Annotated in this window: 25 protein-coding genes; 15 read left to right on the top strand and 10 right to left on the bottom strand. The window is 60.4% G+C overall.

Annotated elements, in window-relative coordinates; genetic code table 11:
• Positions 1-3: 3 nt before the first annotated feature.
• Entirely contained in the window at positions 4-477 is a 474-nt protein-coding gene (locus tag AB4072_RS15990; protein WP_441969532.1) for a tRNA (cytidine(34)-2'-O)-methyltransferase, read from the bottom strand.
• Between the two features lie 359 nt (positions 478-836).
• On the opposite strand from AB4072_RS15990, the gene petA reads away from it, so the two are divergent.
• From petA to AB4072_RS15970, 4 genes are all read left to right on the top strand, one after another.
• On the top strand, positions 837-1385 hold the full coding sequence (gene petA / locus AB4072_RS15985) for a ubiquinol-cytochrome c reductase iron-sulfur subunit (RefSeq protein WP_441969530.1): 549 nt from the start codon (positions 837-839) through the stop codon (positions 1383-1385).
• Between the two features lie 38 nt (positions 1386-1423).
• On the top strand, positions 1424-2707 hold the full coding sequence (locus tag AB4072_RS15980) for a cytochrome b (RefSeq protein WP_441969528.1): 1284 nt from the start codon (positions 1424-1426) through the stop codon (positions 2705-2707).
• Between the two features lie 23 nt (positions 2708-2730).
• A complete protein-coding gene (locus AB4072_RS15975) occupies positions 2731-3579 on the top strand; it encodes a cytochrome c1 (protein WP_441969526.1) in 849 nt (282 codons plus the stop codon).
• Positions 3580-3717: 138 nt separating this feature from the next.
• Entirely contained in the window at positions 3718-4599 is an 882-nt protein-coding gene (locus tag AB4072_RS15970) for an S-methyl-5'-thioadenosine phosphorylase (protein ID WP_441969524.1), read from the top strand.
• A 2-nt stretch (positions 4600-4601) separates the two neighbouring features.
• Here the strand turns inward: AB4072_RS15970 and AB4072_RS15965 are convergent, their stop codons facing one another.
• The gene (locus AB4072_RS15965) at positions 4602-4790 is read right to left on the bottom strand and encodes a hypothetical protein (protein ID WP_441969522.1); all 189 of its coding nucleotides are present in this window, start codon (positions 4788-4790) and stop codon (positions 4602-4604) included.
• Positions 4791-4844: 54 nt separating this feature from the next.
• Between AB4072_RS15965 and AB4072_RS15960 the strand changes: the two genes are divergently transcribed.
• The gene (locus tag AB4072_RS15960) at positions 4845-5390 is read left to right on the top strand and encodes an adenine phosphoribosyltransferase (protein ID WP_441969520.1); all 546 of its coding nucleotides are present in this window, start codon (positions 4845-4847) and stop codon (positions 5388-5390) included.
• Between the two features lie 20 nt (positions 5391-5410).
• Here the strand turns inward: AB4072_RS15960 and AB4072_RS15955 are convergent, their stop codons facing one another.
• From AB4072_RS15955 to AB4072_RS15935, 5 genes are all read right to left on the bottom strand, one after another.
• Positions 5411-6430, bottom strand: coding sequence for a MaoC family dehydratase (locus tag AB4072_RS15955; protein WP_441969518.1), 1020 nt, complete (start codon positions 6428-6430; stop codon positions 5411-5413).
• 44 nt (positions 6431-6474) lie between these two features.
• Positions 6475-7143 (bottom strand): deoxyribonuclease V, encoded by a 669-nt coding sequence (nfi, locus tag AB4072_RS15950; protein WP_441969516.1) that lies wholly within the window; start codon positions 7141-7143, stop codon positions 6475-6477.
• Positions 7144-7612: 469 nt separating this feature from the next.
• On the bottom strand, positions 7613-8710 hold the full coding sequence (gene ychF, locus AB4072_RS15945; RefSeq protein ID WP_441969514.1) for a redox-regulated ATPase YchF: 1098 nt from the start codon (positions 8708-8710) through the stop codon (positions 7613-7615).
• A gap of 3 nt (positions 8711-8713) precedes the next feature.
• Positions 8714-9337 (bottom strand): aminoacyl-tRNA hydrolase, encoded by a 624-nt coding sequence (gene pth, locus AB4072_RS15940; protein WP_441969696.1) that lies wholly within the window; start codon positions 9335-9337, stop codon positions 8714-8716.
• An 88-nt stretch (positions 9338-9425) separates the two neighbouring features.
• Entirely contained in the window at positions 9426-10046 is a 621-nt protein-coding gene (locus tag AB4072_RS15935) for a 50S ribosomal protein L25/general stress protein Ctc (RefSeq protein ID WP_441969512.1), read from the bottom strand.
• Between the two features lie 217 nt (positions 10047-10263).
• Here AB4072_RS15935 and AB4072_RS15930 point away from each other — a divergent pair, with 217 nt between their 5' ends.
• Positions 10264-11076, top strand: coding sequence for a 50S ribosomal protein L11 methyltransferase (locus tag AB4072_RS15930; protein ID WP_441969510.1), 813 nt, complete (start codon positions 10264-10266; stop codon positions 11074-11076).
• Positions 11077-11130: 54 nt separating this feature from the next.
• Here AB4072_RS15930 and AB4072_RS15925 read toward each other — a convergent pair whose 3' ends face one another.
• The 3 genes from AB4072_RS15925 to AB4072_RS15915 form a co-directional block, all read right to left on the bottom strand.
• Entirely contained in the window at positions 11131-12063 is a 933-nt protein-coding gene (locus tag AB4072_RS15925; RefSeq protein ID WP_441969508.1) for a ribose-phosphate pyrophosphokinase, read from the bottom strand.
• A 153-nt stretch (positions 12064-12216) separates the two neighbouring features.
• Positions 12217-12738: a hypothetical protein gene (locus tag AB4072_RS15920; protein ID WP_441969506.1), complete on the bottom strand. Its 522-nt coding sequence runs from the start codon at positions 12736-12738 to the stop codon at positions 12217-12219.
• Positions 12739-12805: 67 nt separating this feature from the next.
• On the bottom strand, positions 12806-13969 hold the full coding sequence (locus AB4072_RS15915; RefSeq protein ID WP_441969504.1) for a benzoate/H(+) symporter BenE family transporter: 1164 nt from the start codon (positions 13967-13969) through the stop codon (positions 12806-12808).
• Positions 13970-14085: 116 nt separating this feature from the next.
• On the opposite strand from AB4072_RS15915, the gene uvrC reads away from it, so the two are divergent.
• The 9 genes from uvrC (at position 14086) to AB4072_RS15870 (ending at position 21791) form a co-directional block, all read left to right on the top strand.
• A complete protein-coding gene (gene uvrC, locus AB4072_RS15910; protein ID WP_441969502.1) occupies positions 14086-16104 on the top strand; it encodes an excinuclease ABC subunit UvrC in 2019 nt (672 codons plus the stop codon).
• A gap of 130 nt (positions 16105-16234) precedes the next feature.
• On the top strand, positions 16235-16828 hold the full coding sequence (pgsA, locus tag AB4072_RS15905) for a CDP-diacylglycerol--glycerol-3-phosphate 3-phosphatidyltransferase (protein ID WP_441969500.1): 594 nt from the start codon (positions 16235-16237) through the stop codon (positions 16826-16828).
• A gap of 4 nt (positions 16829-16832) precedes the next feature.
• Positions 16833-17084 carry a molybdopterin converting factor subunit 1 gene (gene moaD, locus AB4072_RS15900; RefSeq protein ID WP_441969498.1) on the top strand — a complete coding sequence of 84 codons (252 nt, stop codon included), beginning with the start codon at positions 16833-16835 and terminating at the stop codon, positions 17082-17084.
• Positions 17085-17117: 33 nt separating this feature from the next.
• Complete coding sequence (locus tag AB4072_RS15895; RefSeq protein ID WP_441969496.1) at positions 17118-17600, top strand: molybdenum cofactor biosynthesis protein MoaE; 483 nt, start codon at positions 17118-17120, stop codon at positions 17598-17600.
• A gap of 437 nt (positions 17601-18037) precedes the next feature.
• Complete coding sequence (locus AB4072_RS15890) at positions 18038-19042, top strand: extensin family protein (protein WP_441969494.1); 1005 nt, start codon at positions 18038-18040, stop codon at positions 19040-19042.
• Positions 19043-19130: 88 nt separating this feature from the next.
• Entirely contained in the window at positions 19131-19562 is a 432-nt protein-coding gene (locus tag AB4072_RS15885) for a hypothetical protein (RefSeq protein WP_441969492.1), read from the top strand.
• A 68-nt stretch (positions 19563-19630) separates the two neighbouring features.
• Positions 19631-20224: a ribonuclease T2 family protein gene (locus AB4072_RS15880; protein ID WP_441969694.1), complete on the top strand. Its 594-nt coding sequence runs from the start codon at positions 19631-19633 to the stop codon at positions 20222-20224.
• A gap of 4 nt (positions 20225-20228) precedes the next feature.
• Positions 20229-21077: a 23S rRNA (adenine(2030)-N(6))-methyltransferase RlmJ gene (locus AB4072_RS15875; RefSeq protein WP_441969490.1), complete on the top strand. Its 849-nt coding sequence runs from the start codon at positions 20229-20231 to the stop codon at positions 21075-21077.
• A 108-nt stretch (positions 21078-21185) separates the two neighbouring features.
• On the top strand, positions 21186-21791 hold the full coding sequence (locus AB4072_RS15870) for a glutathione S-transferase (protein ID WP_441969488.1): 606 nt from the start codon (positions 21186-21188) through the stop codon (positions 21789-21791).
• The last annotated feature ends 170 nt before the right edge of the window (positions 21792-21961 follow it).

Raw genomic sequence — 21961 nt, 5'->3', positions numbered from 1 at the left:
GGCTCAGTCTGAAGAAATAGCGGGAAAGGCATCGGTCTGGCGTAGGCTTTCGCCCAATAGCATGGCCGCTGTCACGGCAACGTTGAGGGAGCGCAAACCCGGCTCCATGGGAATGATGACGCGGGCATCGGCGGCGTTGTGGACGTCGTCCGGAACTCCGGCGGATTCACGGCCGACAAGAATGATGTCATCAGGCGCGAAGGCGAAGGTTGTATAGGGCACCGCTGCCTTGGTGGTCGCCAGCACAAGCCGCGAGCCGCTCATCCGGCGCCAGTCTTCGAACACATTCCAGGAAATATGGCGGGTGATCGCCACCTTATCGAGATAATCGAGGCCGGAGCGACGCAAGTGGCGGTCGGACACGTCGAAGCCTGCCGGCTCAATGATCTCGACCGGAACGCCAAGGCAGGCCGCAAGGCGCAACATCGTGCCGGTGTTTTGTGGAATATCCGGCTGAAAAAGGGCTAGACGGGGCATGGGTGCGTCTTCGGCGGATGCCGGAGCGACGTCAAGGGGCGAAGGATAAGAATCAAGTGCGAGGGAGAGTCAAAGCCGCCGCTGCGTACGACTTCCCACCCTGCGGCTTTTTGAGCCAAAGGGCCCCCAAGGGCGGTTGGATCTTCGATTCGACATTTTCAGGCTGGAACATCTCCAATCCACCTATGGACAGGCGGGCTGGAGCGTGCCAAAGAGCCGGTGCGTGGCGACTCCCCGTCGCATTGCGCGCGCGTTGGCGCGTATGCTTGTTCCTGAAGCTGAGCAGCGTGCCGGACGTTCGGGGTTCCCGGATGGAAAGACGCGCGGTTCTCGTTTGTTGACGTATGCTGGAGAGCCAAGTGGCCGAGACCACCACTGCCGTCGCTGAGCCGACACGGCGCGATTTTCTGTTCATCGCCACGGGCGCTGCCGCTGCTGTCGGCGGAGCAACCCTGGTATGGCCCTTTATTCAATCGATGACGCCTGATGCGGCAACCATTGCCGCCGGCGCCCCGGTTGATGTGGATCTGTCTCCCATTGCGGAAGGACAGATCGTGAAGGTCTTCTGGCGCGGAAAGCTGATCTTCGTTCGGCACCGCACGCCTGAAGAGATCAAGGCCGCCGAGGATGTGAATGTCGCGACTCTGCGCGATCCGCAAACCGACGCCGCCCGCGTGAAGCCCGGTCATAACCAGTGGCTGATCGTCTACGGCAACTGCACCCATCTGGGCTGCGTGCCTCTTGGTCACCAGGGCGAGTATCACGGCTGGTTCTGCCCCTGCCACGGATCGATCTTCGATACGTCCGGTCGCGTTCGTGGCGGTCCCGCCCCGATCAATCTGCCGATCCCGCCGTATTCCTTCTCGTCCGACACCAAGATCATCATCGGCCAAGAAGCTTCGGCTTAAATCAAATCTAGCGACGACAGATCGTTCAGGCGACATCCATGAGCCAGCATTCCAGCAGCACCTACGTTCCGAAGAGCGCCTTCGCCAAGTGGTTTGAAAGCCGCCTGCCGATCGCGAGCCTCCTTCACTCCTCCTTCATCGCCTATCCCGTGCCCCGGAATATCAACTATTTCTGGACCTTCGGCGCGATCCTCTCGTTCATGCTCGTGGCGCAGATCCTCACGGGCGTGTTCTTGGCGATGTACTACACGCCGCATGCCTCGCTGGCCTTCCAGTCGGTCGAGCACATCATGCGCGACGTGAATTACGGCTGGCTCATCCGCTACATGCACGCCAACGGCGCGTCGATGTTCTTCGTCGCCGTCTACATCCACATTTTCCGTGGTCTCTATTACGGATCGTACAAAGCACCGCGCGAAATCCTCTGGATCCTCGGCGTGATCATTTACGGCCTGATGATGGCGACCGCCTTCATGGGCTACGTGCTGCCATGGGGCCAGATGAGCTTCTGGGGCGCGACCGTCATCACCAACATTCTGGCGGCCATTCCGGGCGTGGGCGATACCATCCAGAGCCTGCTCTGGGGCGGGTATTCGGTGGGAAATCCGACCCTGAACCGCTTCTTCTCGATCCACTACCTCCTGCCGTTCATGATCGTTGGCGTGGTCATCCTCCACGTCTGGGCGCTGCATGTACCGGGCCAGAACAACCCGACCGGCGTTCCGATCAAGTCGAGCAAGGATGCTCTTCCGTTCACGCCTTATGCGACGATCAAGGATCTGTTCGCGACGGCCGTGTTCATGATCTTCTTCGCCTGGTGGGTGTTCTACCTGCCGAACTATCTCGGCCACGCGGACAACTACGTTCCCGCCAACCCCGCCGTGACGCCCGCGCACATCGTTCCCGAATGGTATTTCCTGCCGTTCTACGCGATCCTGCGCGCTATCCCGGACAAGCTCGGCGGCGTCATCGCAATGTTTGCGTCGATTGCGGTCCTGGCGTTCCTGCCCTGGCTCGATACTTCCAAGGTTCGCTCCACCAGCTACCGTCCGCTGTACAAGCAGTTCTTCTGGATCCTGGTGGCCGACACCCTTCTCCTCGGCTGGCTCGGTGCCAAGCCGCCGGAGGGTTGGTACGTCATCGTCTCGCAGATCGCGACGGCCTATTATTTCATCCACTTCCTGATCATTCTGCCGGTTCTGGGCTTTGTCGAGCGCCCTCTGCCGCTGCCGAATTCGATCCTGGAATCGGTTACCGCGTCCAAGAAGAGCGGGTCTGGCATTCCGGCGGGAGCCAATGCCGAGCCGCACTCCAAGGGCTGATGCGAGCGTTGAGGATCAAGAACATGATGAAACGCACTCTCCTCATCGCCGCTGCCGTGATCGGCTTCTCGGCACCGACCTTCGCGTCGGAGTCCGCAGCGCCGCCACAGCTTCAGTGGAGCTTTGCGGGTCCCTTCGGCAAGTTCGACCGGGCTCAGCTCCAACGTGGCTTCAAGATCTACCGGGAGGTCTGTTCCTCCTGCCACAGCCTGAATTACATCGCCTTTCGCAACCTGTCGCAGCCCGGCGGCCCGGAATTCTCCGAGGCGCAGGTTCGCGCTCTGGCGGCGGAATATAAGGTTCAGGACGGGCCGAACGACGCTGGCGATATGTTCGAACGTCCCGGCCGTCCGGCCGACCATTTCCCGGCACCGTTCCCGAACGAGAACGCCGCTGCGGCCGCCAACGGTGGCAAGGCTCCGCCGGATCTCTCGCTGATGGCCAAGGCCCGCACCTATGAGCGCGGCTTCCCCTGGTTCATCATCGACGCGTTCCGCCAGTTCGCCGAGAACGGCCCGGATTACGTCCACGCTGTGCTCGACGGCTATCACGAGGCCCCGGCAGGCTTCCAGGTTCCCACAGGCGGCCACTATAACGCGTTCTTCCCCGGCAACATCATCGCCATGCCGAAGCCTTTGAGCGACGGTCAGGTGGAATATCCGAAGGACGCGAACGGCAAGCCGCAGGCTCCCGAAACCGTCGATCAATATGCGCGCGACGTCACGGCCTTCCTCATGTGGACAGCGGAGCCACATCTCGAGGCCCGCAAGCGCCTCGGCTTTCAGGCCATGCTGTTCCTGATCGTGCTGTCTGGCCTCCTCTACTTCACGAAGAAGAAGATCTGGTCGAAGGCTGACGAAGTCAGCGCATAAGCTGTCGCCAAGATTTGAGAATGCAAAAGGCCCCTTGTTGGGGCCTTTTTCTTTTGGATCATGCCATGGACTCCCTATCCCCCGACGTTTGCCGCGTCTTAATGGAGCGACAAATTTAGGCGGAAAAGGATCGGGGCGATGACCAAGGCGGTGTTGGGAATTATCGGCGGTTCGGGCGTCTACGATCTGCCGGGCCTCGAGGACGTGCGCGAGGAGCGCGTGACATCGCCCTTCGGCGAACCATCCGACGCTTTGCGTGTCGGTCGCATCGGCTCGACGACCGTCGTCTTTCTGGCGCGTCATGGGCGCGGCCATCGCTATTCGCCGTCCGACATCAATTATCGCGCCAATATCGATGCGATGAAGCGTCTCGGCGTAACGGATCTCATCTCGGTCTCGGCTTGCGGCTCGTTCAAGTCGGAGCTTTATCCCGGACATTTCGTGCTCGTGGATCAACTCGTCGATCGCACGCATCGGCGCGAGAGTTCCTTCTTCGGCAAGGGATGTGTCGCGCACGTCCCCATGGCGCATCCTGTCGGGCCGCTCCTTCGGCAACGCGTCGCGGACGCTGCGAAGGCGGAAGGGATCGCCTTCACCCTGGGCGGCACGCATGTCACCATCGAAGGCCCGCAATTCTCGACCTATGCGGAATCGCTCACATACAAAGGCCTCGGCTATGACGTCATCGGCATGACGGCGATGCCTGAGGCCAAACTCGCTCGCGAGGCCGAGATCTCCTATTCTCTCGTCGCCATGGTGACGGACTTCGATTGCTGGCACCCTGAGCACGACGATGTGGATGTGGCCTCCGTCGTTGCAGTCGCTCATCAGAATGCGGCGAAGGTGACAAAGCTTCTCGCGCGGGTCGCCCGCGACTTTCCAGCCGAGCATGAGCCATGTCCCGGCAGGTCTGACCGGGCGCTCGATGGCGCCATCATGACAGCGCCATCCGCATTCGATGCCGTTGTCGTGGCGAGGCTCGATGCGGTGGCGGGGCGCGTGCTGAACGCGAAGCGGTGAGCCTAGTAGGTCATACTCATATGGCCGAAACCGAAGATCAGGCGGGCCACCCAACCGATGAGACCCAGGATCAGGGCGACGATGATGGCTGCTGGAATGGCGGCCAGCGACGCCTTGACGAAAAACAGCACTAGGCTTCCGAAGGGGATATCGATATCGGTGAGGACTGTTCGGGAGGACGGTTCGGTCACAGCCTTGCTCCTTCGACGATGAAAACCTCCCTTTCAAATATGGCAGACCACGTCATGGACCAGCGCCGCCTCACCGACCTGAAAGCCGCGATCCGCTCCATCCCGGATTACCCGAAGCCCGGCATCGTCTTTCGTGACATCACGACCCTGCTCGGCGATGCGCGCGCCTTTCGCCGGGCGGTGGACGAACTGGTCCATCCCTTCGCCGGTGGGCGCATCGACAAGGTCGCCGGTATTGAAGCGCGCGGCTTCATCCTCGGCGGCGCGGTGGCGCATCAGCTCTCGGCCGGATTCGTGCCGATCCGCAAGAAGGGCAAGCTTCCGCACGAGACGGTTCGGATCGCCTATTCGCTGGAATACGGCGTGGACGAGATGGAGATCCACACGGATGCCATCGGCCAAGGGCAGCGTGTCATTCTCATCGACGACCTTATTGCGACCGGTGGCACGGCGGTTGCCGCCACGCAGTTGCTACGCCAGATCGGGGCCGAGATCGTCGCGGCTTGCTTCGTGATTGATCTGCCCGATCTCGGCGGCGCGGAGAAGCTGCGCAATCTCGGCGTCGAGGTGCGAACTCTCATGAGCTTCGAAGGGCATTAAGCGAAATTGGGAGCGGCCTGTTACGAAGGCCGCTTCTCCCAAAAGACCGCGCCGTCGAACGCGAACACCTCTTCGCCCTTCTGATTGACTCCACTGTTGTGATGAAACGCCAGGCCCCAGCCTGAGCGAGAGGCCGAGGCGCGCTTGTTGGTCAACGTCGTGGTGTAGGTGATGGTGTCGCCCGCGAAGACGGGCTTGAGCCATTTCAGGTTCGTGAAGCCGGGGGAGGGGCCGAGCCGCGCCGGTCGCTCGCCACGTCTCAAGGCATCATCACGGACGCGTTCCCGCTCCGCTGCCATCAACTTCATCCAGACGCTTGCCGTATGCCAGCCCGAAGCGCAGAGACCGCCGAAGAGGCTGTGTTTTGCTGCCTCCGCATCGATGTGAAAGCGCTGCGGATCATAGTGAGTGGCGAAGCGGATGATCTCTTCGGCCGTAAAGGTGTAGGAACCGATTTCCCGCATTTCGCCTGCCACGAGATCGTCCAGGTAGGCGTCGCTGGTCACGCGGATCGGAGTGACCTTGGGGGCGTCCGATGCTGCCGTCTTGGACGGTGATTTTGCCTGCTTTGGGCGCTCCGGTGCAGCGGGTCCGGGCTCCCGTCGACCGAACATCACCCAGGCGGTCTGCTTCAACACCACCTCGTCGCTCTGGTTCACGAGTTCGAACTGAAACCGCACCAGCCCGATATCCGGCCGGCTTTGTGAAGGACGGGTTTCCAGGGTGGTCATGCGCGAGCGCAAGGTATCGCCGGGGCGTACGGGCTTGAGCCATTTCTGCTCCTCGATGCCGGGCGATCCCATGGAGGTCGAATCGAGGAGGACATTGTCGGCGAAGAGCCGCATGTTGATGCTGCTCGTGTGCCAGCCCGAGGCGATCAGCGTCCCAATGAAGCTGTCCTTGGCGGCGATCTCGTCCACGTGAAAGGGTTGCGGATCGTATTCGCGTGCGAAGGCGATCATCTCTTCCTTCGAGACCGGGACCGGCCCGAAGATCTGCGTCGTACCGGGCACGAAATCTTCGAAATGCAGACGAGGCATCGCTTTCCCCTCAAGGCGTTCCGTTGGTCGTGCGCTTCAAAACGTCAAACCGCGAAGCGGCCAGCCGCGTTATGCGCCAGACGGATGGGTTCCGGGAGTCGGAATTTAGGAGAACATCGCAACACAAGCTCCATCGCCGTGGGAATATCGGCCATGTGTCCGGGGGAGATGAACATGGGATTCTTGGCTGTCCGCGTCCGCAACGCGACGCCGATCGTCTCACCTTTGTCGATCAACGGGGCGAAGGAGCCCTTCTCTTCACCGAGATCGCTGTAGCGCCCGCATAGAAGAGTTTTACCGCAGCCGATTGTCGGGCGCTGAAGCCAGAGGCCCATGTGGCTCGCAATGCCGATACGGCGGGGATGGGCGATACCCATGCCATCGAACAGGAAGACGTCCGGGTCGCTCTCAAGCTTTTCGAATGCCTCCTCCAGCACAGGACCTTCACGAAAGCTCAGAAGTCCAGGAATGTAAGGAAAGGGCGTCGGGCACCGCGCCAGAACGGTCTCCACCGGTACGAAGCCCGGAAAGGTCATGACGACGACAGCAGCCTGCGATTGTTCGTTCTTGACGCTTACATCGACGCCCGCGACGAGGGAGATTTTGTCGAGGTCTATAGGGCGCTTGGAGATTACCTCGTTCTTGAGCTTCTTTTGGAGCGAGATTGCTTCCTGCGGCGTCAAGTTCCACGAATGTCGATGATCAAGGCGCATGAGCGCGACGGTCAGCTAACGGAAAGCACAGCGACACGCCGACCAACTTTCAGAAACGGCCCCGCCGGGTATGGGTTTGATCGGCATTCCGCCGAAAAATCGCAAGAAGGGCGCTGAGTACGAAGCCGCAAGCGACGAGCAGACCAACAATGAGTTCAGCCGAGCCAAGGCTCGGCGAAATGATAGCATCGCTTAAATTGAAGGCGACGTCTTCGATTGTGTCCTGCATAACGGAACCCTCCAATAGAGGACTAATGCTCAAGGTACCTGAACGGATGAGCAATAGTCCGTTCACATTTCCGTCAGGAAGCCCAAACGGAACGGAATGGTTCTGAGAAACATTGTGACGATTTCCAGGTTCGCAAAGGCGAGTCCCTATGGAAAACGCTTTGCGCCGATAGGGTTGGAGACCTCATCGGCGCGCTAAGTTTTTGATTTATTACCTTTTGTCGATGGTTGGGGCGGCGCGTCAGTTTGCGAAGCGGAAGTGCAATACGTCGCCATCCTGAACCATGTATTCCTTGCCTTCGAGCCGCAGCTTGCCCGCATCGCGCGCGCCAGCCTCGCCTTTCAGTGAGACATAATCCGTGTAGGCAATCGTTTCCGCGCGGATGAAGCCCTTCTCGAAGTCCGTGTGGATCACGCCTGCGGCCTGCGGCCCCTTGGTGCCCTTGGTGATCGTCCAGGCGCGAGCTTCCTTCGGTCCCACCGTGAAATAGGTGACGAGGCCGAGAAGCTCGTACCCGGCGCGGATCACGCGGTTGAGGCCAGGTTCGGCGAGGCCGATGGCGTCAAGGTAATCCTTCTGCTCGTCCGGCGGCAGAACCGCGATCTCGCTCTCGATCTTGGCGGAAACGACGACGGATTTCGCACCTTCCTGCTTGGCGCGCTCCATCACCTTGGCGGAGAAGACGTTGCCGTGGTCGGCGGAGGCCTCTTCCACGTTGCACACGTAGAGAACAGGCTTCGAGGTCAGGAGACCGAGCATCTGGAACAGGCGCTCTTCTTCGGGTTTGCGCTCGACGAAACGAGCGGGCTTGCCCTCGCGAAGAAGCACGAGAGAGCGATTGACGAGGTCGAGCGTCTCCTTGGCTTCCTTGTCGTTGCCCTTAGCCTTCTTCTCCAGCGCGGTGACGCGCTTCTCGAGGCTGTCGAGATCGGCCAGCATCAGCTCGGTCTCGATGGTCTCGATATCCGCGATGGGGTCGATCTTGCCTTCCACGTGAGTAATGTCGGAATCCTCAAAGGAGCGCACCACATGGGCGATGGCGTCCACTTCGCGGATGTTGGCCAGAAACTGGTTGCCGAGGCCTTCACCCTGCGATGCGCCGCGCACGAGGCCTGCGATATCCACGAAGGTTAGGCGGGTCGGGATGATCTGCTGCGAGCCCGCAATGCTCGCCAGTTGATCGAGCCTGTCATCCGGCACGGCGACATCGCCCACATTCGGCTCGATGGTGCAGAACGGGTAATTCGCCGCCTGCGCTGCCGCCGTCTGGGTGAGCGCGTTGAAGAGCGTCGATTTTCCGACATTCGGCAGACCGACGATGCCCATCTTGAAGCCCATGCCTCACTCCTTGTTATTGGGGGCCCGTTCTCCGGGCCGCTTCACATCCGTCCAGCCACGCCCTTCCATGGCGAGGTGGACCTTGTTCTGAAAGCCTGCATCGTCGCTCTTGGCGATGAGCGCGGCGTTGTCGGCGATAGCCCGGCACAGATCCTCGACCCAGGGCTCTTCCGCCTTGCCGAAATCGCCGAGCACGTAGGAATGCACGAGCTCCTTCACGCCGGGATGTCCGATGCCGAGGCGCACGCGCCGATAGTCGTTGCCGCAATGGGCTGAGATTGAGCGCAGGCCGTTGTGGCCGGCATTGCCACCGCCGATCTTCACCCTGAGCTTGGAGGGCGGAAGATCGAGCTCGTCATAGAAGACGGTGACGTCCGACAGAGGAATCTTGAAGAAGCGCTGCGCCTCCGCGACCGCCCGTCCGGATTCGTTCATATAAGTTTCGGGCTTGAGCAGCAGTACACGCTCTCCGCCTATGAGAGCCTCCGCCGTCTCGCCCTGAAAGCGGCGCCGCCACGGAGACGTGGCATGGGCACGCGCGATCGCATCCACCGCCATGAAACCGATGTTGTGGCGGTTTTTCGCGTAGCGTGATCCAGGATTGCCGAGACCGACGAAGAGACGCATCTGTGCCGTCATTCATAAGGAAACGCTCCGGCCTTGCGGTCGGAGCGTCGAAACCGTCGAAAGAAGAAAAACCGGATCGGTAAACCGATCAGGCCTTGGCGGCGGGAGCCGCAGCTTCGGCCTCGGCCGGAGCCTCTTCCTTCATGCCCGACGGAGCAACGACCGTCACGAGGGTCAGGTTCTCCTGCGAGGTCGCCTTGGCGCCCTTGGGCAGCTTGATGTCGTTGAGGTGGATCGACGAGCCGATGTCGAGATCGGCCACCGAAGCCTCGATGAAGTCCGGGATCGAGTCGGACGGAACGAGGAGTTCAACCGAGTGCTCGACGATCTGGAGGGTGCCGCCGCGCTTCACGCCAGCGCACTTGTCCTGGCCGATCACGTGGACCGGAACGACGACCTTGATTGCCTGGCCCTTGGCGAGACGCAGGAAGTCCACGTGCACGGGGAAGTCGCGAACCGGGTCGAGCTGGTAATCGCGCGGAAGGGCCTGGATCTTCTTGCCGTCGACCTCGATCTCGAAGATCGTGGTGAGGAAGTGACCAGCGAAAATCAGCTGCTTCGTCTGGTTGAAGTCGAGAGCAATCGCCACGGCCGGCTGACCGGCTCCATAGATGACGGCGGGAACTTGGCCTTGGCGACGAACGGCCCGGGCGGCCCCCTTGCCGGCCCGGTCGCGCGCCACGGCCTTGATTTGCTTGATAGCGCTCATGGTCGTGGTCCTTTGAAGTATGTCTGGAAAAACCAAAAGCCGCCCAGGATTTTAAAACCATCCGGCGGCCAAGGTCTGCGCCCCTGCCTCCAAGGGTGTCGAGAGGGCGCGAGCGGCTTATAGCGCTAAAGACCGGACGCTGACAATTGCTTTTATACTTGGTTTTCAAAGCTTATAGTCGCGATACGATACATCTTGCCATATCAAGGGACACCGAATGAGTCTGGACCGCGCCGCGCTGACCCTGGCAGAGCAAATTCTCTCGTCGTCGATGAATGAACGGCAGAAGCTCGAACAGATGCTGCGTGCCCTCGCAAAGTGGCGGGCGCAACTCATTGGCTCCGCCTTGGTGGCCCGAGAGGGGACGACGGTAAGGGGCGGTCCTTTCGATGGGCTGAAATATCTCCCGGGAGGATCCGAAGGCGGTCTCGCACCGAAGCTTCTCGGCGTGTACGAGACGGCCCTACAACCCTTCTTCGCCAAAGCCCCGCAAGAGAATTACGACGCCGTTCTCAATGTCGGTTGCGCCGAGGGCTTCTACGCGGTCGGCTGCGCGCGTCTTCTGCCCCAGGCGCGAATCCTCGCTTGGGACATTGACCCGATGGCACGCCGCCTATGCGCGGCGCTCGCCCGGTTGAACGAGGTCGAGACCCGCGTTCATCTGCGCGAGGAATTCAAAGCCAAGGCCGTAGACGAAGTGGCGGCGGAGCTCGGCTCGTCCCTCGGACGGCGTCCGCGCGGCCTTCTGGTCATGGATTGCGAGGGAGCGGAATTCGATCTTCTCGATCCCGCGAGCGCCGATTTCGGCTGGCTCGATATCGTCGTCGAGGTTCATCCCGGACGAGGACGCGGCGTTGCGCAGATTGCCGGGCGGTTCGAGGCCACTCACGCGATCGAAGTGAAACAGGCCAACACCGTCGTCCCTGATCTTCCCGACTGGCTCGCCAATCTCGGCCATCTCGATCAGTTGTTGGCGGTGTGGGAGTGGAGAGCTGTCCCCACTCCATGGCTGGTCATGCGAGCGAAATAGCATTCATTGCATGATCCTTTCGGAAAACCGGATTCCACTTTTCCGGATCATGCTCTAGTCGAACAGGCTCGACACCGAGCTTTCCGTCGCCGTACGGCCTATGGCCTCTCCAATCAGCTGGGCGATGGGGAGCACGCGGATGTTGTGCGCCACCTTCACCGCTTCCGTCGGCATGATTGAATCCGTGATCACCAACTCCTTAAGTTTGGAATTGGAAATCCTGGAGACCGCGCCACCGGAGAGCACGCCGTGGGTGATATAGGCGTAAACTTCCTTCGCCCCGTTGGCGAGAAGCGCCTCTGCCGCGTTCACCAGCGTGCCGCCTGAATCGACGATGTCGTCGAGAAGGATGCACGAACGGCCGGAGACGTCGCCGATGATGTTCATCACTTCCGATTCGCCCGGGCGCTCACGGCGCTTGTCGACAATGGCGAGCGGTGCATCGATGCGTTTAGCCAAGGCGCGGGCGCGCACCACGCCGCCCACGTCGGGGGAGACGACCATGCGGTTCGAGCCGTCGAGCCGTTCCTTGATGTCGCGCACCATGACGGGCGCGCCGAACAGGTTATCGGTCGGGATGTCGAAGAAGCCCTGGATCTGGCCCGCATGCAGATCGAGGGTCAGAACGCGGTCGGCGCCGGCATTGGTGATGAGGTTGGCGACGAGCTTGGCCGAGATCGGTGTGCGCGGACCTGGCTTCCGGTCCTGGCGGGCATAGCCGAAATAGGGGATCACCGCCGTGATGCGGCGCGCCGAGGAGCGGCGCAGCGCGTCTATGATGATCAGAAGCTCCATCAAATGATCGTTCGCCGGGTAGGATGTCGACTGGACGACGAACACGTCCTCGCCGCGAACATTTTCTTGGATCTCCACGAACACTTCCATGTCCGCGAAACGCTTCACCTGACATTTGGCGAGCGGAATGTTGAGATAGGCGGAGATAGCCTCCGCCAGCGGACGATTGGAGTTTCCCGCGACGAGCTTCATGAGAGCATCTTTTGCTGCATGTGACCTGTGGAGATCGCCGCACGACCAGTCTGCTCAACGCGGCAAGATGAGGGGGTCTTAGCAGCGTTCAAAATCCGTCACAATACCGCGAACGCCGAATGAGTGCGGCATTCACGCCTTACGGAAGAACCGTTACTGAGCAGCCACAATCGGTTCGGATGGGGAGGCATTGGCGGTCTGGAACGGCGCGTCCGCCTTGGAAGCGCTCAGGAATTCGGCAATCTCGTCGATGCTTGCATTGGCAAGTCGCGCCAGGGTAGCCTTGTCGAGCGAGGTCCACGGATTCTTGGAGGCCGCCGTGATAGGGCTGGAACCCGTCAAACGCTTCGCTCGGCGTTTCTCGGAATCGAAAACATCCCAGACGTAAGCGACGCTGGTTTCGCCGTTGGTGGTCTCCGTGGAGAGATAGCCTCGAACCCGGTAACGGGCCTGAGTGCTCGTTCCCACAAATTCCACCTTCCGATTCGTCGCGGCCGAGTTCAACTCGCCGACAAAGGCGGTCTGAACCGGAGCAGGGGCGCCCTCAATGCTTTCGAGCACGATCGGAACGCCTTCGGGTGATCCGGCAACGGAGCCACCGCCGCCCTGGCAGGCGCCTAGCCCAATTATCGCCGTCATGGCGGCAAATCGCCACAAATGCTTCGTTTCAATCATGAATCGTCCGCCCGTTTTAAGCCCCGGTGGTAACGGAATGTTAAGCTTAAGCCGTGGGAAGGTCCAGTCAGGCCCTCTGGAAGCGGGTCCGGCTGTTCAAAACATCGAGCCCGAGCACGAGCAATCCGGCGGCCAATCCCCAGAATGCCGAGCCGATTCCAAACATCGAAACACCCGAAGCAGTCACTGCCAAAGTCAGGGCCGCCGGGAATCGCTTCGCCTCGTCAGCGAGCGCCGAACCCAACGCGCCGGCGAAGGAGGCGGCGAGCGCCAGCCCGGCGACCGTCTTGATCAGTTCCGGGGGGAGGGCTCCGATCAGTGCGATCAGCGGTGCGCTGAAGACGGCGAAGATCAGGTAGCAGAGCGCATAGAATGGCCCGACCATCCAGCGCTTGGCAGGATCGGGATGTGTATCCGGCCCGGTGCAGATGGCGGCGGAGATGGCCGCGAGGTTACTCGTATGCGCCCCGAAGAAGGCGCTGACGACGGAGACGAATCCCGTCGTAGCGAGAATCGGCCGTGACGGAGGCGCATAGCCAGATGCGCGCAGGACGGCGAAGCCCGGCAGGTTCTGCGACGCCATGGTGACCAGAAATAGAGGCACCCCAAGGCCGATAAGGGTCGCTGGATCGAAAGCCGGAGAGATGAAGGTGAGCGAGGAGATCGTGAGATCCGAGGGCAGGGCCTTCGCGAACCCACCGCCGAAGGCGATTCCGAAGCCCGCCACGAGGACAGCGAGGACGGCCATTGCCGGATTGAAGAGTCGGACGAGAAGAAAAATACCGATTAGGGGCAGGACGAGAACGGGTGTTGCTTGAGCGCTCTCGAAGACCGCCATCACGAATCGAATCAGGATGCCGGCCAACATGGCGGCGGCGATGGAGGTCGGAATGCGCTCGATCAGCCGACCAAAGGGTTTGACGGCGGCCGCCAGCACGATGAGCAGCCCTGCGAGCAGAAACGCGCCGACGGCTGCGGAAAGCGAGACCCCACTGGAAGCCGCGATCAACGCCGCACCGGGGGTGGACCAGGCGGTCACTACGGGCATGCGATAGCGCACGCTCAGAAACCCGCTGGTTACCGCCATGCTGAGGCACAAAGCCGCGACCCAGGAGGTGGTTTGGGCATCGTTTGCCCCGACAGCGTGGGCCGCCGCGATGATCACGGCAATCGTGCTGCCGAACCCGACCAGGGCCGCCACAACGGCAGAAACGACAAGCGACAGGCGCATGGGCGACTCCAGTGAAGGGGCCCTGAGCTTAGACATGAAAGCAGCGCGAGGCACCCTTTGCGGAATACGGGAAGCATGCTCTTTCCACGGGAAATGAGAGCCCTTAAATCAGCTTCATGAGTCGAATTCCCACAAATGACGTTCCGCCCGACATCCTCGACAACGAAGATGAGGAGGATGCCGTCGCCGTTCTGGAGAGCGGCTCGGACGTGGAATTCGACCTCGAGGCCAATCCGGGATCCGTCAAGCGCGGGACCGAGGTCATCAAGCGCTTCTGGACGACGCTGCCTAATGCGCCCGGCGTTTACCGCATGCTCGATGTCAAGCACGAGGTGCTTTACGTCGGCAAGGCGAACAGCCTGAAGAACCGCGTCGGCTCATACGCGCGTGGGCAGGCTCACTCGAACCGCATCGCCCGTATGATCGCCGAAACGGCGTCGATGGAATTCGTCACCACGGCGACGGAGACCGAGGCGCTTCTGCTCGAAGCGAACCTCATCAAGCAACTGCGACCGCGCTATAATGTGCTGCTCAGGGACGACAAGTCGCTCCCCTATATTCTGTTGACGGGCGATCACGAAGCGCCGCAACTCGTGAAGCATCGTGGAGCGCGCAAGCGCAAGGGCGATTATTACGGCCCCTTCGCCAGCGTCTGGGCCGTCAATCGCACCATCAATGCCTTGCAGCGCGCATTTCTTTTGCGCTCATGCAACGACAGTTACTATGAGAACCGCACGCGGCCGTGTCTGTTGTTTCAAATCAAGCGCTGCTCGGGACCGTGTACGAAGGAGATCTTGCCGGAGGACTACGCGGAGCTTACCAACGAAGCCCGCGCGTTCCTGTCCGGCAAATCCAATGCCGTGAAGGCACATATCACTGCGGAGATGCAGCAGGCCTCCGAAGATCTTGAATTCGAGCGGGCCGCGCGGTGTCGCGACCGTCTTGCCGCGCTGTCCGCGATCCAGGGCGTGCAGGGCATCAACACGCAATCCATCGAAGAAGCGGATGTGTTCGCGCTCGACGAGCAGGCCGGTCAGTTCTGCGTGGAAGTGTTCTTCTTCCGCAATTGGCAGAACTGGGGCAACCGCGCCTATTTCCCGAAGGCCGATAAATCACTCTCGAAACAGGAAGTGCTGACCTCATTCCTCGCGCAGTTCTACGACGATAAGCCCGCACCGCGCCTCATCCTGCTCTCGCATGAGATCGAGGAATTGGAGTTGATGGCGGCGGCCCTCTCGACCCGCGCGGAATCGAAGGTCGAGATCCACGCGCCGAAACGCGGCGAGCGGCGGCAACTCATCGATTACGTTCTGCGCAACGCGAAGGAAGCGCTCGGGCGCAGGCTGGCTGACACGGCCTCGCAGCAGAAGCTGCTCATCTCGCTCGGACAGGCTTTCAACCTGGAAAAAGCGCCGAAGCGCGTCGAGGTCTACGACAACTCGCACATCATGGGCACGAACGCGGTCGGCGCCATGATCGTGGCTGGCGCGAGCGGCTTCATGAAACAGAACTACCGCACCTTCAACATGCGCTCTGAGGACCTGAAACCCGGTGATGACTACGGCATGATGCGCGAAATGCTGCAACGACGTTTCGCGCGGCTGGTGAAGGAAAATCCAAGGGACGGGTCACAAGAGGTCGCCGCAGATGCCGATGTGGTGGATGGCTCCTTCCCCGCATGGCCGGATCTCGTTCTGATCGACGGCGGCAAGGGGCAGCTCGACGCGGCGCGTCAGGCTCTCGCGGAAGTCGGAGTCGGTGAAAGCGATGTCGCCTTGATTGGCATCGCCAAGGGCCGGGATCGCGATGCAGGCAGGGAAACGTTCTTCAAGATAGGTCAGCCGCCTTTCAAACTGCCTCCGCGCGATCCGGCCCTCTATTTTGTGCAGCGCCTGCGCGACGAAGCCCATCGATTCGCTATCGGCTCCCATCGCGCCAAGCGCAAACGGGAGATGACCAAGAATCCGCTCGATGAAATTGCTGGGATTGGTCCGACCCGTAAGCGCGCCCTTCTGCATCATTTCGGAACCGTGAAGGCGATCCAGCGCGCGGCTTTGGAGGACTTGGTCAAGGCTCCGGGCGTCAACGCCGCGACGGCTCGCGCGGTCTACGATTTCTTTCACGAGCGAGGCTGAAAAGCGGCAAATGGCGCGGTCGCAATAAAGTTACCGTGTGAGCCTTGCTTGAAACGTATCGAGCATTACCCTCTGACAAGTCGACCAATTCGGGTTGACGCATCAAACCCAAGCATGCTTCCTCCAGATCATGAGTTCAGCCTCTCCTATGCGACGATCGAAAGCCTTCAATCTCCCGAACATGCTGACATACGGTCGGCTTGTAGCAGTGCCTTTGGTCGTCGCTTTGATGTTCTGGCCAGAGGACCACTGGTCCCGCTGGGCGGCATTAGGCGTCTTCGCCGTGGCCGCCATCACTGATTACTTCGACGGTTATTTCGCCCGCGCCTATGCCCAGCAATCGGCGCTCGGCCGCATGCTCGATCCTATCGCAGACAAGCTTCTGGTGGCTGCCTCGCTGCTGATGCTCGTGGCCGATAAGACGATCCACGGTTGGGCCTTGTGGGCCGCCATCGTCATCCTCTGCCGCGAGATTCTGGTGTCCGGTCTGCGGGAATTCCTGGCGGAGTTGCGTGTAAGCGTTCCCGTCAGTCGTGTCGCCAAGTGGAAGACGACGCTCCAGCTTCTGGCACTCGGCTTCCTCATCGCCGGCCCGGCGGGGGAGACGGTACTGCCTGGAACGGTCGTTATCGGCACAATCCTCTTGTGGGTCGCCGCCATTCTGACGATCTATACGGGTTGGGACTATTTCAAGACGGGCATCCGGCACGTCATTGAGGAATAGCATCGTGAAACTCGTCTATTTCGCCTGGGTACGCGAGCGAGTCGGCAAAACGGACGAGGATGTGGCGTTGCCAGAGACTGTGGAGACGGTTTCCCAGTTGGTCGGCTGGCTCAAGACACGGGGTGAGGAATATGAATATGCCTTCGAGAAGGAAGGTATCATTCGTGTTGCTATCGACCACGTCCACGCCAAGCCCGAGGAGCGCCTCGCCGGGGCCCGCGAGATTGCCTTCTTTCCGCCGATGACCGGAGGATAGGGCGGTTGCCTGACAGGCCCTGAGCTGAGAGCCATGACAACGACCATTCGGATCCAGGCTGAACCTTTCGACGCCGCTGCCGAAATCGATACGCTGACGGCCGGGCGAACGGATATTGGCGCCGTCGTCACCTTCACAGGACTATGCCGCGATGAGGACGGTCGGCTCACGGCTCTCGAGCTAGAGCACTACCCTGGCATGGCCGAGGCCGAGATAGCCCGCGTCGCGGGGGAGGCGGCAAGCCGATGGCCCATTTTAGGGCAGACCATCATTCACCGGTTCGGCCGCATCGCGCCGGGAGAGCCGATTGTTCTCGTCGTCACGGCTTCCACCCATCGTCGCGCCGCCTTTGAGGCTGCGGAATTCCTGATGGATTATCTCAAGACGCACGCCCCGTTCTGGAAACGGGAACATTTGAAAACCGGCGCTCCGGGATCGTGGGTCGAGGCGAAGGGCACCGACGACGTGGCAGCCCAACGCTGGCGCTGGAACAAAGCTCCCGACCTATTCCGATAATCACAAAACTCCCGCGACGATGGCGGTGACGAAAGTGAGGGCGGCGCAGCCACCCAGAAGGCCGAGCTTGGAGGTCCAATCGAGATTCGAGATGAGGCGCATTTCCTATCCCTCCTACATGAATGGGGAGGGCATCTTAGCAAGCTTATCCATGTGAAGAAAGCCCAAGCGTTGCGCTATATCTCAGTAACGGCAACTTCATCTTGGTTTATAAGAGCTTAAAGTTCTGTATTGATGTGAAATAAGATGGCTTTCCCTAAGATATATTCAGAATTTTTTCTCAGCTTTGATACGTTCTCCGTTGCAAGCGCTGTCCTTGGCCTATAGCGCGTACTGAAACTGTCTAACATCTTAGGTTATAGGCAAAGCTGAGACGCAGCACATCAGATAGCTGCCGTTGACGAGTTGTTTACGCGAGATGGTTCATGGTCCGGCCCATGAGCCGTGGGTTAGTTGCGTTCATTGTTCTCACGCTTGTGGGATTGGGGCTTACCGGTTGCGGGCTGTTTCGTTTTGAACAGCGCGAACCCTGGCGTACGCAAGCCGAACAAGCCTGTCTCTCGCAACACCTCGTCACGCCGACCGCCTATATGGCGCTCAGTTCGAAGATCGACGGGCCCGGTGCCTGCGGCATGGATTATCCGTTCAAGGTCGCCGCGTTCTCGGAAGGATCCATCGCGCTGAAATCCAAGGTGACGCTCGCCTGCCCGATCATTCCGCAGATCGAGACCTGGCTCGAAGAGGTCGTGAAACCGGCCGCGATCATGTATTTCGGTGTGCCGCTCGCCGATTTGAGGGCGGGCAGCTATTCCTGCCGTTCGCGCAACAACCTGAGTGGTGCGAAGAAATCCGAACATGCTTTCGGCAACGCCCTGGATGTGATGGCCTTCGCCTTGGCGGATGGCCGCGAGATCACGGTCGTGAAGGGCTGGAAGGGCGATCCTGCCGAGCAGGAATTCCTGCGCGAGGTCTTCGTGGGAGCCTGCCGCCATTTCACGACTGTTCTCGCGCCGGGCTCGGATCAGTTCCATTACGATCATATTCATCTCGATCTCGCGCGTCACAATCCGCGGGGAGACCGTTCGATCTGCAAGCCGATTCTGAAATTCACACCGCGCATCGCCCCCGAGAACGCCAAGCAGATTTTGATGAGCGCTGGAGCCGCGCCCGATCTGCCCGCGACCGATGTCGAGGAGGATATTTCCGAGGACGCGCCGATGACGCCGCGTCCTTATACGCCATCGACCGCGCGCGCTCCCCAGCTTTCGGTAGGCGGTGGGTTCTCCGCCGATCTGCCGGGGCCGGGCGGGAACACCTATGCTCCGGTTGCGCAGGCCCCGATACCAAGTCCCCGGCCGAGTCCGACTTATGCCGCGCCGTTGCCGCTTCGGCCTCAGGCGGGCTCGCAATCGCGCCTGTCGACTGAACAGGGGATCTACTAGAAGTTTAGCGTGCGAGCCTTGACCTTCGGCGCGACTGCTCACATGGTTCTCTAAGGGTTAGAGTTTAAAATCCGTACGGAGCAGTGAAATGAAGTGGCTGACGGCTCTGATAACCTGCGCGATGTTGAGCACACCCATACTGGCTCGCGAGATCACGCCTGCGGAAAAGCGTGATAGTTCCTACAACGCGAATTTACCGGCCTGTGAGGATCCACTGGTCCTTCAGAGTGTCTCTTCGCGGTTCTCTATAAAGGAGGGCCGTTTTTGGAACTCTCCGCTGGAGATTGTAGCCTTCGAAGAGGTTCATGAAGTCGCCTGGCGACCTTGGGGTCTCGACTACATCCCCCGCCGTTTTTGCTCCGGCACGGTTCTCGTGTCCGACGGAATACAGCGGCGCATCAACTATTCCGTCCGTGAGAAACTCGGCTTCCTCGGGATATCGTGGGGAACCGAATCGTGCATCGACGGGCTCGATCGCGACTACTCCTACGCCCCCGCCTGCAAGCAGGCGCTACCGTGATTGATCTTGTGCGCCGGGTTCTCCTTGGCGCGCTCTTGATCTTCTGTACGCCGGCTATCGCTCAGGACATGGAGCTGAGGGGGCAGCCTGCCGGCGAGTTCGATTTCTATGTTCTCGCGCTCTCCTGGTCGCCCGGCTTTTGTGAGCTTTCCGGTGATGCCAAGCGCCGGGATCAATGCGCGTCAGGCAGCGGACTCAGCTTCGTCGTGCATGGTCTGTGGCCGCAAAACGAACAGGACTATCCTGTCTTCTGCGAGCCGAGCGGGCGTTTCGTGCCCAGAATGGCTCTCGACGAAGCGCAGGGCGTTTACCCGGATGAAGGGCTCGCTCGCTATGAATGGCGCAAGCACGGCACCTGTTCGGGCTTGAGCCCTTCCGCATATTTTCGCCTTGTCCGGGAGGCACGGGACAAAATCCGTATTCCGGAGAGCTTTCTGAAACTCTCAACCGAAACCAAAACCATGCCGATTGAGATCGAACGGGCTTTCGTGGAAGCGAACCCCGGCCTTCGCACGGACATGATCGCCGTGTCCTGCAAGCGGCGCATGCTTGAGGAAGTACGCATCTGCCTCGACCGCGATCTTCGGCAGTTTCGCCAATGTCCGGCGATCGACCGCAACGGATGCCGGGCGGGCGATGTCTTGATCCCGGCGTTACGATAGAGCCATGAATTACAGACACGCCTTTCACGCCGGCAATTTCGCCGATGTCATGAAGCACGTGCTTCTCGTGCGCATTCTCAGTTACTTGCAGCGGAAAGAAACGCCGCTGCGCGTCATCGATACGCACGCGGGCATTGGCCTCTACGATCTCACCGGAGACGAGGCGGGTCGAACGGGCGAATGGGTGGATGGCATCGGTCGGCTCGACGAATCCTTCCCGCAGGAGGTCGAGGATCTGCTCGCACCCTATCGTCGGGTCGTCGGTGATGTGCGCGCGCGGCACGGACAGAGCACTTACCCCGGTTCGCCCGCGATCATCCGTGAATTGCTGCGTCGGCAGGATCGGGGCGTCTTCGTCGAGTTGCACCCGGCCGATAACGCGGTTCTTGGCGAGCGCTTCAACGAAGTTTCGAATCTGAAGGTTCTCCATCTCGATGGCTGGACGGCTCTCCATGCGCTGATCCCGCCGAAAGAGAAGCGCGGGCTCGTGCTGGTCGACCCTCCTTATGAGAAATCGAACGAGTTGGAGCGTCTGGGCGATGAAATCCTGGCCGCCGTGCGCAAATGGCCAACAGGTGTCTACGCGGGATGGTACCCAATCAAGGATACTGCGCCGGTCGATGCGCTTTTCGAGCGCCTTCACGCGGAGTGTCCACGCCCAGGCTTGCGGCTTGAACTACTGATCGACGACCCGAACGATCCCACGCGGCTCAACGGTAGCGGTCTTCTGGTGGTGAATCCTTATTGGACTCTGAAGGACGAAGCCGAGATTCTATTGCCGGCCTTGGCCGAACGCCTATCGCAACAGGGGTATGGGGCGTATCGGTGCGAGGCTTTCGGCCCGCACGCCTGAAATCGGGCACGAGTCCTGTTCCAGATTCATGGTCGCATGCAAAGGGACAGCTTGCAGTCGTCTTCCACATTGTTCATCACAGAGCACATCGAAACTTGAAGGTGCTCTATGCTAGTTCTTCGTTCGTCGCCTACCTCGCCCTTCGGCCGCAAGGTCAAAATTGCCGCTGCGCTGCTCGGTCTTACCGACCGGATCGAGATCGTGATGGCGGATACGAACGATCCCGTGGACAGCTTGCGCCAGCAGAATCCGCTGGGAAAAATCCCGGCTCTGATTTTGGAGAATGGGGAAGCGATCTACGATTCCCGCGTGATCCTCGAATATCTGGATTACCTTGCAGGTGGGAAAAAGATTATCCCCCTTGGTGAAGCGCGTTTCATCGCATTGCGCGAGCAGGCGCTGGCCGATGGCATCATGGATGCGGCGCTATTGCAGGTTTATGAAGGGCGTTTCCGTGCGACGGAAAAGCACGAGCCGAAATGGCTCGATCATCAGAACGCGAAAGTCGAGCGCGGATTGGCCTATGCGGAAGCGACGCTTTCGACGCCCGCGCCGCAGATTCATGTGGGGCACATCACTTTGGCGTGTGCGCTCGGTTATCTGGATTTGCGCCAGGCGGGCAAGTGGCGCGAGACGCATCCGAAACTCGTCGCATGGCTCGCGGATTTCGAGGCGCGGGTTCCCGCTTTCGAACACACCAAAGTCAAATCGTGACAAACAAAAAGCCCGGTGTTCCCACCGGGCTTTTTTCCATCCGCGAGGACAGATCTTAGTAGCTGCTGAACTTGTAGTTCAGGCCAGCGCGAACAACACCGAACTCGTTGTTCTTGCGGTTGCCGCCAAAGTCGAACTCGTTGACGAAGAAGCGATCGCTGCCGCGCTCC

It is taken from the genome of Microvirga sp. 2MCAF38 (genome assembly GCF_052115485.1).
Classification (GTDB): Bacteria; Pseudomonadota; Alphaproteobacteria; order Rhizobiales; family Beijerinckiaceae; genus Microvirga.
The sequence above is the reverse complement of the archived record's forward strand: the minus strand, read 5'-3'. Positions and strand labels throughout refer to the sequence as shown.